The organism is Paenibacillus sp. JL3B1040, assembly GCF_057063165.1.
In genome coordinates this window covers 2,391,038-2,404,845 of sequence record NZ_CM169317.1, presented here as the reverse complement: position 1 = coordinate 2,404,845, position 13,808 = coordinate 2,391,038, and the positions used below count along the sequence as shown (strand labels likewise).

Here is a 13,808-nt window from a genome sequence, read left to right as displayed (position 1 = left end):
TTTACAACAGCCCTTCCATAACATGCACTTGAATGATTTTCTCCTTGACGTTGACATCCAAGACGACGTCATCGATGACCGGAAGCAGCAACTGTTTGCCGCTTGGCAGCTTGGCCACCCAAACATCATTGGCGCCCGGCCTCAATATTTCCACGATTTCGCCGAGATCCTCGCCTTCATCGCTGACGACCTTGCAGCCGATGATCTCGTGGAAATAATATTCATTCTCCGGAAGCTCCACCGATTCGGCCTTGCTCACCTTCAGGTCCCGGCCTTTAAAACGCTCCACCTCATTGATACTGGAAAATTCGGCAAATTTCACAATGTACATCTGCTTGTAAGGCCGGGCCGTTTGCACAGTAACCTCCAGCCGCTCCCCGGTATCCGGATGAATGATCAGAAGCCGGCTTTTTGGAGCAAAACGCACCTCCGGAAAATCCGTCTGCAGCAGTACCCGAAGCTCCCCGCGTATCCCGTGCGTGTTCACGATTTTTCCTACCGATAACAATGAATCCGACATAATAACCTCCCGATTGAAATCTCCTCGTCGTTCTCGCAGCTGGCTTTCCCGTCCCGGGATCCTTCTGCTTCAGCATGTACGAAAAAGGGCTAGGACAAACATCCTAACCCGCTTTCGTCTACCATTATGAAGTTGCCGTTCAAGACATGATATCCACGGTAACCCGCTTATCCATCTTGACCGCTGCCGATGCTACGACCGTGCGGAGCGCCTTGGCGATTCTCCCCTGCTTGCCGATGACCTTCCCTACATCGTCGGGATGTACGGAAAGCTCATAGACGATCAGGTGTTCCTTCTCCACGACCTCCACACGAACGTCGTCCGGATGATCAACAAGAGCCTTCGCGATAACGCCGACTAATTGTTCCATATGCGACCCTCCGAATCAGCAATTATTTCTGCTGTCTAAGCTCATGGAATTTCTTCATAACGCCTGCTTTGCTCAGCAGATTGCGAACGGTATCGGATGCTTGCGCACCGTCTTGGAGCCATTTCAATGCTTTCTCTTCATCGATGTTAACTACTGCCGGCTGTGCAACCGGGTTATAGTAACCAATTTCCTCGATAAAACGGCCGTCACGCGGGGAACGGGAATTCGAAACCACGATACGGTAGAAAGGAGCTTTATGAGCACCAATACGTTTCAAACGAATACGAACTGCCACGGAATTCACCTCCTTCAAAGAATGAACATTTGCTTTAGATTAACGGAAAGGGAAACGCATCCCTTTGCCGGCTTTACTTAGTTGCTTCATCATCTTGTTGCCTTTGCCCTTTGGTCCCATCATGTCGGAGAACTGCTTCATCACACGCCGCATTTCGTCAAACTGCTTGATCAAGCGGTTGACATCGGCCAGCGTAGTCCCGCTGCCTGCGGCGATCCGCTTGCGCCGGCTGTGATTGATCATGTCGGGATGTTGCTTCTCCTCTTTGGTCATCGAGTGCACGATGGCCTCCACCCGGCTCATTTGCTTCTCGTCAACCTTGAGATTCTGCATCTGTTTCATCTTGCCCATGCCGGGGATCATGTCCATCAGTTGATCCAGCGGCCCGAGCTTCTTGACCTGATCCATTTGCTCCAGGAAATCGTCGAACGTAAACTCCGCATTGCGCATTTTGCGTTCCATTTCCTTCGCTTTGTCCGCGTCGATGTTGGCCTGGGCTTTCTCGATCAGCGACAGCATATCGCCCATGCCGAGAATCCGCGAAGCCATCCGTTCCGGATGGAACGGCTCCAGCGCATCGATCTTCTCGCCAAGCGCAGCGAATTTGATCGGACAGCCGGTGACGGCTTTAACAGACAACGCCGCGCCGCCGCGGGTATCGCCGTCGAGCTTGGTCAGCACAACCCCGGTCAGCGTCAGCTGCTGGTTGAAGCTTTCGGCCACGTTCACCACGTCCTGGCCGGTCATGGCGTCCACGACCAGCAGGACTTCATCCGGCTTCGTCACCTCATGGATTTGCCGCAGTTCCTCCATCAGCTCTTCGTCAATGTGCAGCCGCCCGGCGGTATCGATCAGCAGGTAGTCGTTGCCGTTATCCTTGGCATGCTGCAAAGCCTGACGGGCGATTTCGACCGGGCTGTTGCCCTCCGGCAACGTAAAGACCGGAACTTTGATCTGCTCGCCGAGCACCTGCAACTGCTTGATTGCCGCGGGACGGTAAATATCTCCCGCTACGAGCAACGGCCGGTGATTCTCTTTCAAGAGCAGCTTGGCCAGCTTGGCCGAAGTGGTCGTCTTACCGGCCCCTTGCAAACCCGCCATCATGACGACGGTCGGCGGCCGATTGCTGCGAGCCAGCTTGGCTTGGCTTCCGCCCATCAACTCGGTCAGCTCTTTGTTGACGATATCGATGATGACCATGCCCGGCGTAAAGCTGTCCATGACCTCTTTGCCGACCGCCTTCTCCTTCACCTTGGCGATGAATTCCTTGACGACTTTAAAGTTGACGTCCGCTTCCAGCAGAGCGAGCCGCACCTCGCGCATCGCTTCGTTGACATCGTCCTCCGATACCTTGCCTTTGCCGCGCAGCTTGCTGAACACACTTTGCAAGCGGCTTGTCAAACCTTCAAATGCCATATCCCGTCACCCCCATTCTCAAAAAGAGTAGTTCAAAAAGCTGAACTTTTCGAACTTTGATTTTCATATATATCGTCATCTTACAATTGCTCCACCTCGCGAAGCAAATTTCTTGCCGTTTCTTTATGTAACGGGGACATGGCGCTGTCTTCAACCAGCCGCTCCAGCCGGGACAACACGCCGCTCCGCGCCTCATGCTTCTTCAGCAGGCCCAGCTTCTCCTCATACGTTTCCAGCATGCCTTCGGCCCGTTTGATATGCTCGTACACCGCCTGGCGGCTGATCTCGAACTCGGCAGCGATTTCGCCCAGCGAGAAGTCATCGAGAAAATAATATTTTAAGAACGTCTGCTGTTTCTCCGTAAGCAGCGCTTCATAGAAATCAAACAAAAGGTTGATCCGGTTCGTCTTCTCAAGCCTATTCTCCTGACTCATCTGGGCACCCCCTCCGTCAAGGAAAAACACTTTACAGCGCATCAACTTTTCCTATGATACCGAATGCCGGGGTCGATGTCAAGCATTTTTCCTTAACATCTATCTACGGCGCTTACGACACCGCCAATCCGGAAAAAAGCCGCTTCCCGAAGATTCGGAAAGCGGCTTGACCGCCATCAAGCGTTTAATGATTGGGCAGCAAATACAGCAGAATCGCAAAGAAGTGCGTCACGCTTCCGCCAAGCACGAACAGATGCCAAATCGCATGGTGGTAAGGGAAGCCCCGCCATACGTAAAAAACCGTCCCAAGCGTATACGCCAGCCCGCCCGCAACCAGCAGGACGATCCCCTGATGCGGCATGGCCGCGGTCAGCGGTCCCCAAGCGATGACGATCAGCCAGCCCATGATCAGGTAAAAAAACGTCGACATGAACAGGAATCTTTTGACGAAAAAGGCTTTGAAGACGACGCCAAGCAGCGCGATCCCCCAAATGGTTCCGAACAGACTCCAGCCGAGCGGCCCGCGAACGGCCACCAGCAGAAACGGTGTGTACGTTCCCGCGATGTAAATGTAGATGGAGGAATGATCGAAAAACTCGAACAAGTCTTTCAATTTGCCTTCCTTAAAGCTGTGCACGAGGGTGGAACACAGGTACAACAGCAGCATGCTCGCCCCGTAAATGGTAAAGCTGACGACATGCCAAGCCGTGCCCTTCATGCTGGAAAAAACGATCAGCAATACTAATCCCGCCACGCTAAGCAAAGCGCCGATGCCGTGAGTGATCGCATTGGCGATTTCCTCGCGGCGGTCGTAAGTATGCGTATTGGCCATCCTGTCACCTCCTAAAATCTCTAGTTAGTATGTCTTTCCGGGCGTCCGCCTATAATCATCATACGTCAATGCCCCGCTGCTTGTTACAACGGATTGCCGGTTTAAGCCTCTTCGGCCTCTTCCTCCTCCGCGATCAAGCCGGCAAACAAGCCGTGCACAAACTGCTCGGAATCGAATTTTTGGAGGTCGTCCACCTTCTCGCCGAGACCGACGAATTTCACCGGAAGGCTGAGCTCCTGACGGATGGCGATGACGATCCCGCCCTTGGCGGTGCCGTCCAGCTTCGTGAGCACCAGACCGGTGACGCCGCTCTTCTCGCCGAACATCTTCGCTTGGCTAAGCGCGTTTTGTCCGGTGGTGGCGTCGAGCACCATCAGCACCTCATGCGGAGCGCCCGGAATTTCCCGCTGGATCACGCGGTAAATTTTGTTCAGCTCCTCCATCAGGTTGGACTTGTTCTGCAGCCGTCCCGCCGTATCGCACAGCAGGATATCCGCCCCACGCTGCTTAGCCGCCTGAACCGCGTCGAACATGACCGCCGCCGGGTCGGAACCGGCCTGCTGCTTGATGACGTCCACCTGCACCCGCTTGCCCCATACCTCCAACTGCTCGATCGCGCCGGCGCGGAACGTGTCGCCCGCAGCCAGGATAACTTTCTTGCCCTGCTGCTTATAATAATGGGCCAGCTTGCCGATCGTCGTCGTTTTGCCGACACCGTTGACGCCGACGAACAGAATGACGCTGATCCCGTCCGGATTCAAATGCATTTCACTGTCTTCATCCCCGCGCAGCAGCTCGGTCAGCTTCTCCGACAGCAGCGGCTGCAGCTCGGAAGCTTCCTCAATGCGGCGTTGCTTGACTTCCTCCCGCAGATCGTCGATCAACTTCAGCACGGTGTTCACGCCGACGTCGGCACCGATCAGAATTTCCTCCAGCTCTTCGAAAAATTCCTCGTCGATTTTTTTGCGCCGGGTCACGAGCTCCGTCACTTTTTCAACAAAGCCCTTGCGGCTTTTCTCCAAGCCGTCCCGAAATTGTTTGGTTACGGATTCCGTTTTGGATGCAATGCTTTCTCTCAGTTTCTTAAAGAAACTCATAGGGAACAGATCCTCCTTCATCACTTCGAACTCATTATCGCACACTGCGAGGGTCCAAGCAATTTCCGCCAACCGCCGGGTCGCAAATAAAAACGTGGCAGGAGAGCCAAGCCATCCTCTTGACTCTCAAGCCACCGTTTTCGACCTTGCGTCCGGCTTAAGCGATTTCGACCGTCTCTTCGTCCTCCAGCTTCACGGAGACGAGCTTGGACACGCCGCCTTCCTCCATGGTCACGCCGTACAGCACGTCGGCTTCCTCCATCGTGCCTTTGCGGTGGGTGACCACGATAAACTGGGTCTGCTCGGAAAATTCGCGCAGATACTGGGCGAAACGGGCCACATTGGCTTCGTCCAACGCCGCCTCGACTTCGTCGAGCACGCAGAACGGCACGGGTTTCACCTGCAGAATCGCAAACAGCAGCGCCATGGCGGTTAATGCCCGCTCCCCGCCGGAGAGCAGCTGCAGGTTTTGCAGCTTCTTGCCCGGCGGCTGGGCAACCACGTCGATCCCCGTATCCAGCAGATGATCCGGATCGACCAGGATCAGGTCGGCACGTCCGCCGCCGAACAGCTTCGAGAAGACGATCACGAATTCGCGGCGAATGGCGTCAAACGTCGTTTTGAACCGTTTGGACATCTCTTCGTCCATCTCGCGGATGACTTGGTACAACGTCGTTTTCGCTTCGACCAGATCATCCTTCTGCTCGCTGAGGAACTGGTAACGCTCGGACACGCGGTTATATTCCTCTATCGCGCCGAGATTCACTTCGCCGAGCAAAGTGATTTGCCGCTTCAGCTCCTTGACGTCCGTTTGGGTTTGCGGCACGTCCTCCGGCACGGCGTAACGCTGCTTGGCCAGCTCGTAGCTGAGCTCGTAATCCTCCGACAACTTGCGCAGGATGTTGTCCAGCTCCACATCGAGGCGGTTCGCCTGGATTTCCGTCTGGCGCAGTTGGTCCTCCACGGCTTTAAGCCCAAGCCGCTGCTCTTTCGTTTCGCTTTCGCCTTCCTCCAGCTTCTTGACGAGTACGGCGCGCGAAGCCCGCTCCAGCTCCAACTGCTCACCAGCGCGTTCCTTCTTCAGCTTGAAGTCGTTCAGCTCCTCGCGCTGCTTGACGGTTTGCTCCTCGTTTTGCTGGAGATCGGCTTCGATCGATTGCAGAATCGTACGGTTTTGCCCCAACTCGCGCTCCTGCACCTTGAACTCGTCCTCCGCGCGGCGCAGCTGCTCACGCAGCGACTGGCATTCTTGATCCAGCTTGCCTTCCCGGACCTTCAGGCCCGTCAGCAAATCCTGCAGTTCCTCCTTGGCCGACTCGCTGGCTTTACGCGCGAATTCGGCGGCCCGGATCGACTGCCGAACGGTTTGCTCCTCTTTCTCCAGCTCCACAAGACGCTCTTCCGCGGCTTTCTTCGTAGCTTCAAGCTCCTCGAGCTCTTTCAAGTAATGGCCCTTCTCCTGGCCGTACAGCTCATATTGCTCGGAGACGTGACGCCACTCGTGGTCGACCTGCTTCAGGTCGCCCGCGCAAGCTTGCTCCTCGACCCGCTTGGCATCGCCGGCTTCGCGCAGCCGCGTCAGCTCGCTTTCCGCCTTGGCCAACTGGCTGCGAAGATCCGCCAGCCCTTTGCGCAGCTTGTTCAGCATCTCCTCGCTCTCGCGGATGTCGCTGGCGAGCTGATCGAGCTGGCGCTTGCGGCCCAGCAGATTGCTGTTCTTGCGGTGCTGACTGCCGCCGGTCATCGAACCGCCGGCATTTACGACATCGCCCTCCAGCGTCACGATCCGGAAGCGGTATTGCAGCCGAGCGGCCATCTTGTTGGCCCGCTCCAGATCGCTGGCAAATACGACGTTGCCGAGCAGGCTGCCGACGATGTCCGCGTACCGCGGCTCATAGCCGACCAGCTCCGCGCCGATCCCGACGAATCCGTCCGCTTCCTCCAGCAGGCGCTTGTCCGCTGTGGAAATCTGGCGCGGACGAATGACGTCGAGCGGCAGGAACGTGGCCCGTCCCAACTGTCGCTGCTTCAGAAACGCGATAGCCTGACGCGATACGGCTTCGTTCTCCATAACGATATGCTGCATCGCGGCGCCCAACGCCGTTTCTACGGCAAGCTCAAGCTTCTCCGGAACCCGAATCAATTCCGCAACCGCGCCGTGGACCCCGGACAACGTCGATTTTTTCGACGCTTTCAGCACTTCCTTGACGCCGAGGATAAATCCGTCGTAATCATCCTCCATTTCCTTCATCGTGTCGCGGCGGGATACGAGCGCCTCGCGTTTCTGCTCCCATTTGCGTATATTGCTCTGGCTCTCTTCAACGAGCTTCTGCAGCGAATTTACGCGCTCGCTCTCCTGAATGTACTGTCCGCGCAAATCGGCAATCTCCTTGCCGAGCTTGTCCAGCACCTTCTCCAGTTCGGCCTTGCTGCCCTTTAGCCTTTCCAGCTCGTCCGTCCATTTGACGCCTTCCTCTTCGGCGCGTTCCATCCGACGCTTCACGCTGTCCTTCTGCTGCTCGGCATAATGGATCTCGTTGCGCGCCTGCGCCATTCGGTTCATGATGTCCAGCAGTTGGCCTTTCAAGCCTTCCTCCTGCGCCTGACTAATGCCGCCGGTCACGCCGATCAGCTTCGCTTCTTCGGCCGCGAGTTCACTTTGCAGCTCGCGAAGCTGCTGCTCCGCTGCGGCGAATTTGGCCGCCAACTGCTCCATTTCCTGCTGCCGCTGGGCGAACCGCTCTTCGCTGACCGCAAGCGACTGGCGAAGCTGCTCGCGGTTTTGGGTCAGGTTTTTGGCGCGCTCCTTCAGCACCTCGCCGTAACCTTCGGTTTTCTCGTAGCTTTCGCTGTATTCAAGCAGTTGCCCCTGCAGCAGTTCGATTTGATCCTCGACCTGACGGAGCGCGAGCCGGTCGCTCTCCAGCTTGGCATCATGCGCGGAGACGACGGTCGACAAAGCCAACTGCTCCTCTTGCAGCTTGGCCAGCTTGGCGTTGGCTTCGCTCCACGAAGCGTGGATTTGCTCAATCTGGTGCACATACAGCGAAATCTCTTTATTTTTCAATTGCTCGCGCAATTCCTTAAATCTGAGCGCTTTCTCGGATTGCTCCTTCAGCGGCTCGATCTGATCCTCCAGCTCAACGACAAGGTCGTTGATGCGCAGCAGGTTCTGCTCCGTATCGTCCAACTTGCGGCGGGCGTCGCGCTTCCGGCTCTTGTATTTCACGATCCCCGAAGCCTCTTCGAAAATCCCGCGGCGATCCTCGGACCGCGTACTCAAAATCTCTTCGATTCGGCCCTGCCCGATGATAGAGTAAGCTTCCTTCCCGATCCCCGTATCCATGAACAGCTCGGTGATATCCTTTAACCGGCAGGATTGCTTGTTGATGAAATATTCGCTGTCCCCACTGCGATGGACACGCCGGGTTACCGTCACTTCGCTGAAATCGAGCGGCAACGCCTGATCGGTGTTATCCAGCGTCAGCGACACCTCGCTGAAGTTCACCGCCTTGCGCGCGTCACTCCCGGCAAAGATGATATCTTCCATTTTCCCGCCGCGCAAGGATTTCGCGCTTTGCTCCCCCAGCACCCAGCGGATCCCGTCGGAGATATTGCTCTTGCCGCTCCCGTTCGGCCCGACCACGGCGGTAATGCCGCGGACGAATTCCATCTCCGTCTTATCGGCGAACGATTTGAAGCCCGCTAACTCTATCCGTTTCAAAAACATACGTTCACAATCACCTCTACCGACTATTGTAACACACCCGAAGCCCCGGAGGACAGGCAATCCGTCTCGTATGGAGGCCCGGCTTCACGCTTCCCGCGCTCGCTTGTAATTCAAATTGCTTTTTGCTAGTGTGATAGAAAAATCCAATCATTTATATCGGTAAAAGGAGTATCCTTGATGAGCAAAAGGAAGCTTTCCCGCCGGGCCGGCTTGCTGCTATTATCCTTGTGCCTTAGCGCCGGGTCGCTGGCAAGTCCGGCTCTGCCCGTGGCAGCGGCTATGCGGACGCAGCCCCTTGCCTCCGTGCAAGTGACGATCGGTGAGCAGGAGGTTGCTTGGACAACCGCACCGTTCCTCTATCGCGGAGTGACATATGTGCCGCTGCGCGAAGCAGCCGAGCGTCTGGGCGCGGAAGTGAAGTGGAACACCGCCAAGCGCGCCGCCGAGGTACGGGTTCATGGAGATACGATCTTGCACCGCGCCGGGACGGATCTGTTCAGCGTCAACGGCGACCCGCTTCGGACGGACGATGTTTCCATCGATCGCGACGGCGTCACGCTGGTGCCGCTGCGGGCGATGGCCGAGATCATGAAGGCCGAAGTCCGTGCCTCGGCGGCGGTGGCCGGCACTAAACGCGTCGACTTGATGCCGGATCGTGCGACTGTCAGCTCTACCGAGACGGAGGCGGCGGACCGCTATTTGATCGCCCAGCGGTATTCCGGCATCGCGTTGATCGCCAAAGGGGACCAGATCCTGCTGCGCAAAGGTTACGGATATGACAGCGAGACCCATCTCGTCCGCGCCGATCGCAAATCGCGCCTCGGTTCGCTGACCAAGTCGTTTACGGCGGCGGCCGTGATGAAGCTGGCGGAAGAAGGGAAGCTGCGGTTGGACGACTCGCTGGAATCGTTCGTCCCCGGTTTCCCAGCCGGAGACCGGATCACCGTTCACCTGCTGTTGTCCCACCTGTCGGGCATTAACCCCAACTTTCCTCGCGAAGCGGGGATGTCCTTGCAGGATACGATCGAGGCCATCCGCTCCAAACCGCTGCTGGTTGAACCGGGCAGCAAGTTCATTTACAGCAACAGCGGCTACGTCGTGTTGGCGGGAATCATCGAGAAGGCATCGGGGATGAGTTACGGGGATTACCTGAAGCAGAGCTTTTGGGAGCCGCTGGGGTTAAACGGAACCGGAGAAGCGAAATCATCGGTCCCGGTGATCCAAGGTTACGTTAGCGCCGGAGACCAGATATGGGCACCGGCCGGCCCGTATCTCTCCCAATCCGGCACCGGCACGCTATATTCCACCGCCGACGACATGCTGACCTGGATCGCCTCGTTTGAAACGGAGCAGGTACTCCGCCAAGCGTCCATCGCCCAGATGTTCACCCCATATTCCGAGAAAAATTACGGCTACGGCTGGATGATCCGCCAGGAAAACGGGGGGACGCGCATCTTTCACAACGGCAGCGGCACCGGCTACGCCACCGGGATGTCCCGGGAGCTTGGCGGCGGGTACACGATCATTCTGCTCGGCAATCATGCCGGGATGGATACGCTGACGCTGATGACGGAAATCCGCAAACGGCTGCCTTAGTACGAAGTCCAAGGTGGCACAGGGCCGAAGATGAAATGGAACTGCACTGAACTTGATCCCTCGGATCTACGGCAATTTTTGCGCTAACGCTTGCCAGGAGGCTTATAGAGTCAAAAAGCACAGAGTTTCGAGGCTAACGCTGACCAGCGAGCTTATGGACACCAAATAACCCCTCTTTGGATAAAAAACCTACTAATAAGCTTCCTGATAAGCGTTACAATTTACAATCCTGAATAAATACATCAATAGCAACGCTGATCAGCGTTAGAGCTCCACAGGAATACACTGGCTCTAAAAAAGGTCGTCCCCGCTTGGTCCGCAAGACCTTGGAGACGACCTTTTTTTCTTTAATTTCCGTCAAGCTTGGAGCCCTTCAGCAGCTCCAACGCCACGGCGGCCGCCTGCTGCTCGGCCTCCTTCTTGGATCGCCCGGTGCCTTGCCCGAGCGTACGCCCTTCCATGCAGACCTCCGCGACGAATTCGCGCTCATGAGCCGGTCCCCGTTCTTCAACGATCCGGTATTCCAACGCGCCCATGCCGTGATGCTGCGTCAACTCCTGCAGCTCGGTCTTGAAGTCGCTGGTCGCCAGCTTGCCGTCCAGGTTCAATTTAGGAAATACGTGGCGATGAAGGAACGCAGTGACGGCTTCCAGGCCCTGGTCCAGGTATAATGCGCCGATAAAGGATTCGAACACGTCTGCAAGCAGCGCCGGACGGGTACGTCCTCCCGTCAGCTCCTCGCCTTTGCCCAGCAGGACGTATTGCCCGAATTCCAGGCCTTCGGCGAACTTCACGAGCGACGGCTCGCATACGATGGCGGCGCGTAGCTTGGTCAACTCCCCTTCGGGACGATCCGGAAATAACCGATATAAATGCTCCGAGACGGTCAGCTCGAGAACGGCGTCGCCCAAAAATTCCAGGCGCTCGTTATCCTCGTATTGGCTGAAGCGATGCTCGTTCACGTATGACGCGTGGGTGAAGGCTTGTTTCAGAAGCTGCCGATTTTGGAATGCCAGTTCAAGTTTTTGCTGTAACTGCTTCAGATCTCCATTCACCAGACTTAACCCCTTACGCTTCGTATTTCTTCATTATGATCGTGGCGTTATGTCCGCCAAATCCGAACGAATTGGACATCGTAACGCGGACGTCCGCACGTCTGGCTTCATTCGGAACGTAATCCAGATCGCATTCCGGATCCGGGTGCTCCAGGTTGATCGTTGGCGGAATGACCCCATGCTGCAGCGTAAGTCCGCAGATGACGCCTTCCACGCCGCCGGCAGCCCCAAGCAAGTGACCGGTCATCGATTTGGTCGAGCTAACGGCCAAGTTATAGGCATGGTCGCCAAACGCACGCTTGATCGCAATCGTCTCCGAACGGTCCCCAACCGGCGTCGACGTGCCGTGGGCGTTAATGTAATCCACTTCCTCCGGCGCGATGCCGGCATCGCGGATCGCCATCTTCATGCAGCGCTCCGGACCGCTCGGGTCCGGCTCGGTCATGTGGTGCGCATCCCCGCTTAAGCCGTAGCCGATAATTTCGCCGTAGATTTTGGCGCCGCGCTTCTGCGCATGCTCCAGCGATTCCAAGATCAGAATGCCGGCGCCTTCGCCCATGACGAAACCGTCGCGTTCCAGATCAAACGGCCGACTGGCTTTCTCCGGTTCGTCGTTGCGGGTCGACATCGCCCGCATTGAGCAGAATCCCGCCATGCCGGTTGGACGGATCGTTGCTTCCGCGCCGCCGCAAATCATCACATCGGCATCACCCCGCTGGATGAGCTTGTACGAATCGCCGATGGAATGAGTTCCGGTCGCGCACGCAGTCACCGCCGTCGTGTTCGGACCTTTCGCCCCGAACAGGATCGATACGTGGCCTGAGGCCATATTGGCAATCATCATAGGTATAAAAAACGGGCTGACGCGTTTCGGCCCTTTCTCCAGCAAAATGTTGTGCTGGTCCTCCCAAGTTCCGAGACCGCCGATCCCCGAACCGATCATCACGCCAACCCGCTCCGGGTCGGCCTGCTCGGCGATGTTGAGTCCGCTGTCTTTCATGGCGTTCACCGCCGCAGCGGTCGCAAACTGCACGAAGCGGTCCATTTTCCGCGCTTCCTTCCGATCGACATAGTCCTCGGGATTAAAATCTTTCACGGAAGCGGCAATTTGCGTCGGGTATTCGCTGACATCAAACGCTTCGATTCTCGAAACGCCGGATTTCCCCTGAACCAGGTTGTTCCACAGCGTATCGAGGTCTTGGCCAAGTGCCGTCACGACTCCCATTCCCGTAACTACTACTCTATGCTTCAAACACACTCACCTCGTATGGACTTCATGTGTACTTATCATGCTTGGATTTACCCGCGAATGAGCGCAAAGGGTAAAGATGAGGAGAAGTCCCGCCTGCTGTGTAGGAGGTACGGGACTTTGGGATGACATTTAGGTATGAGATTGTATGTAGTTTACAACTTCACCTACAGTCGTAATCTTCTCTGCATCTTCGTCGGAAATTTCCAGATCGAATTCATCTTCCAATTCCATGACCAATTCAACTACGTCAAGCGAATCCGCACCCAAGTCGTCTTTGAAAGACGCTTCCAGCGTCACTTCGGCTTCATCAGCGCCGAGGCGATCGACCACAATGCGTTTTACGCGATCCAATACATCGGACATCCGGTTCACCTCCTCTTTGGTATTATAAGAGATTTGAAGTTAAAATGCCATAGAAGCGAAAGGCGCGAGTTACATATACATTCCGCCGTCCACATGCAGCGTCTGACCGGTCATATAGGCCGCGCTGTCCGAGGCAAGGAACAAAACCGCGCCTGCGATTTCCTCCGGCTGTCCCAAACGGGCTAGCGGGATATCTCCGAGCAGTTTCTGGCGATATTCCTCCGGAAGCTCGCCCGTCATGTCGGTCTCGATAAACCCGGGGGCGACGCAGTTTACGGTGATCCCGCGCGAAGCCAACTCGCGGGCCGATGCTTTCGTCAGGCCGATGACCCCGGCTTTGGCGGCGACATAGTTCGCCTGACCCGCGTTGCCGAGCACGCCGACCACGGAAGAGATATTGATGATTCGTCCTGAGCGCTGCTTCATCATCGGACGCGTCACGGCTTTGATGCCGTTGAATACGCCCTTCAGGTTTGTCTCAATGACTTGGTCAAACTCTTCTTCCTTCATACGCATAATTAAATTATCTCTTGTAATTCCGGCGTTATTCACCAGAATATCGATCCGGCCCCACGCCTCGAGCACGGACTTCACCATATCCTCGAATTGCTCGCTGCTGCCTACATGCGCTTTGGCTGCATAGGCTTTCGCGCCAAGCGTCTCGATTTCGGAAACGACGCGGGCGGCGGCTTCTTCATTTCCCGCATAATTTACGACAACATCGGCTCCAGCCTCGGCCAAAGCCAGCGCGATGCTGCGTCCGATTCCGCGGGAAGCCCCCGTCACCAAAGCGGTTTTGCTTTGAAGCGGTTTGCTCAAAAGGTTCATCTCCTTTCGCCTTGTTTATG

The 13,808-nt window shown here is 56.3% G+C and carries 13 protein-coding genes; 1 reads left to right on the top strand and 12 read right to left on the bottom strand.

Going from position 1 to position 13,808, the window contains the following annotated elements; translation table 11 throughout:
* Position 1: 1 nt before the first annotated feature.
* From rimM to smc, 8 genes are all read right to left on the bottom strand, one after another.
* Positions 2–520: a ribosome maturation factor RimM gene (gene rimM, locus ACZF99_RS10675; RefSeq protein ID WP_483611577.1), complete on the bottom strand. Its 519-nt coding sequence runs from the start codon at positions 518–520 to the stop codon at positions 2–4.
* Between the two features lie 139 nt (positions 521–659).
* Positions 660–890: a KH domain-containing protein gene (locus tag ACZF99_RS10670; protein WP_068780674.1), complete on the bottom strand. Its 231-nt coding sequence runs from the start codon at positions 888–890 to the stop codon at positions 660–662.
* A 22-nt stretch (positions 891–912) separates the two neighbouring features.
* Positions 913–1,185, bottom strand: coding sequence for a 30S ribosomal protein S16 (gene rpsP / locus ACZF99_RS10665; RefSeq protein WP_059045412.1), 273 nt, complete (start codon positions 1,183–1,185; stop codon positions 913–915).
* Between the two features lie 39 nt (positions 1,186–1,224).
* On the bottom strand, positions 1,225–2,601 hold the full coding sequence (gene ffh / locus ACZF99_RS10660; protein ID WP_483611574.1) for a signal recognition particle protein: 1,377 nt from the start codon (positions 2,599–2,601) through the stop codon (positions 1,225–1,227).
* An 80-nt stretch (positions 2,602–2,681) separates the two neighbouring features.
* The gene (locus tag ACZF99_RS10655; protein WP_483611572.1) at positions 2,682–3,035 is read right to left on the bottom strand and encodes a putative DNA-binding protein; all 354 of its coding nucleotides are present in this window, start codon (positions 3,033–3,035) and stop codon (positions 2,682–2,684) included.
* A gap of 184 nt (positions 3,036–3,219) precedes the next feature.
* Complete coding sequence (trhA, locus tag ACZF99_RS10650) at positions 3,220–3,867, bottom strand: PAQR family membrane homeostasis protein TrhA (RefSeq protein WP_483611570.1); 648 nt, start codon at positions 3,865–3,867, stop codon at positions 3,220–3,222.
* A gap of 101 nt (positions 3,868–3,968) precedes the next feature.
* Positions 3,969–4,964 carry a signal recognition particle-docking protein FtsY gene (gene ftsY, locus ACZF99_RS10645; RefSeq protein WP_483611568.1) on the bottom strand — a complete coding sequence of 332 codons (996 nt, stop codon included), beginning with the start codon at positions 4,962–4,964 and terminating at the stop codon, positions 3,969–3,971.
* Between the two features lie 157 nt (positions 4,965–5,121).
* Positions 5,122–8,694, bottom strand: coding sequence for a chromosome segregation protein SMC (gene smc, locus ACZF99_RS10640; protein ID WP_483611567.1), 3,573 nt, complete (start codon positions 8,692–8,694; stop codon positions 5,122–5,124).
* 177 nt (positions 8,695–8,871) lie between these two features.
* On the opposite strand from smc, the gene ACZF99_RS10635 reads away from it, so the two are divergent.
* Positions 8,872–10,290 (top strand): serine hydrolase domain-containing protein, encoded by a 1,419-nt coding sequence (locus ACZF99_RS10635; protein ID WP_483611565.1) that lies wholly within the window; start codon positions 8,872–8,874, stop codon positions 10,288–10,290.
* 347 nt (positions 10,291–10,637) lie between these two features.
* On the opposite strand, the gene rnc is transcribed toward ACZF99_RS10635, so the two are convergent.
* From rnc to fabG, 4 genes are all read right to left on the bottom strand, one after another.
* Entirely contained in the window at positions 10,638–11,345 is a 708-nt protein-coding gene (rnc, locus tag ACZF99_RS10630; protein ID WP_483611563.1) for a ribonuclease III, read from the bottom strand.
* A 13-nt stretch (positions 11,346–11,358) separates the two neighbouring features.
* Complete coding sequence (fabF, locus tag ACZF99_RS10625; protein WP_483611561.1) at positions 11,359–12,597, bottom strand: beta-ketoacyl-ACP synthase II; 1,239 nt, start codon at positions 12,595–12,597, stop codon at positions 11,359–11,361.
* 129 nt (positions 12,598–12,726) lie between these two features.
* On the bottom strand, positions 12,727–12,960 hold the full coding sequence (acpP, locus tag ACZF99_RS10620) for an acyl carrier protein (RefSeq protein WP_018750834.1): 234 nt from the start codon (positions 12,958–12,960) through the stop codon (positions 12,727–12,729).
* A gap of 69 nt (positions 12,961–13,029) precedes the next feature.
* Complete coding sequence (gene fabG, locus ACZF99_RS10615; RefSeq protein WP_483611559.1) at positions 13,030–13,779, bottom strand: 3-oxoacyl-[acyl-carrier-protein] reductase; 750 nt, start codon at positions 13,777–13,779, stop codon at positions 13,030–13,032.
* Between the last annotated feature and the right edge of the window lie 29 nt (positions 13,780–13,808).

Excerpts from the sequence above, each read along its gene's own strand:
- rimM (WP_483611577.1), bottom strand. The coding sequence starts at position 520 with ATGTCGGATTCATTGTTATCGGTAGGAAAAATCGTGAACACGCACGGG.
- ACZF99_RS10670 (WP_068780674.1), bottom strand. The coding sequence starts at position 890 with ATGGAACAATTAGTCGGCGTTATCGCGAAGGCTCTTGTTGATCATCCG.
- ffh (WP_483611574.1), bottom strand. The coding sequence starts at position 2,601 with ATGGCATTTGAAGGTTTGACAAGCCGCTTGCAAAGTGTGTTCAGCAAG.
- ACZF99_RS10655 (WP_483611572.1), bottom strand. The coding sequence starts at position 3,035 with ATGAGTCAGGAGAATAGGCTTGAGAAGACGAACCGGATCAACCTTTTG.
- trhA (WP_483611570.1), bottom strand. The coding sequence starts at position 3,867 with ATGGCCAATACGCATACTTACGACCGCCGCGAGGAAATCGCCAATGCG.
- ftsY (WP_483611568.1), bottom strand. The coding sequence starts at position 4,964 with ATGAGTTTCTTTAAGAAACTGAGAGAAAGCATTGCATCCAAAACGGAA.
- smc (WP_483611567.1), bottom strand. The coding sequence starts at position 8,694 with ATGTTTTTGAAACGGATAGAGTTAGCGGGCTTCAAATCGTTCGCCGAT.
- ACZF99_RS10635 (WP_483611565.1), top strand. The coding sequence starts at position 8,872 with ATGAGCAAAAGGAAGCTTTCCCGCCGGGCCGGCTTGCTGCTATTATCC.
- acpP (WP_018750834.1), bottom strand. The coding sequence starts at position 12,960 with ATGTCCGATGTATTGGATCGCGTAAAACGCATTGTGGTCGATCGCCTC.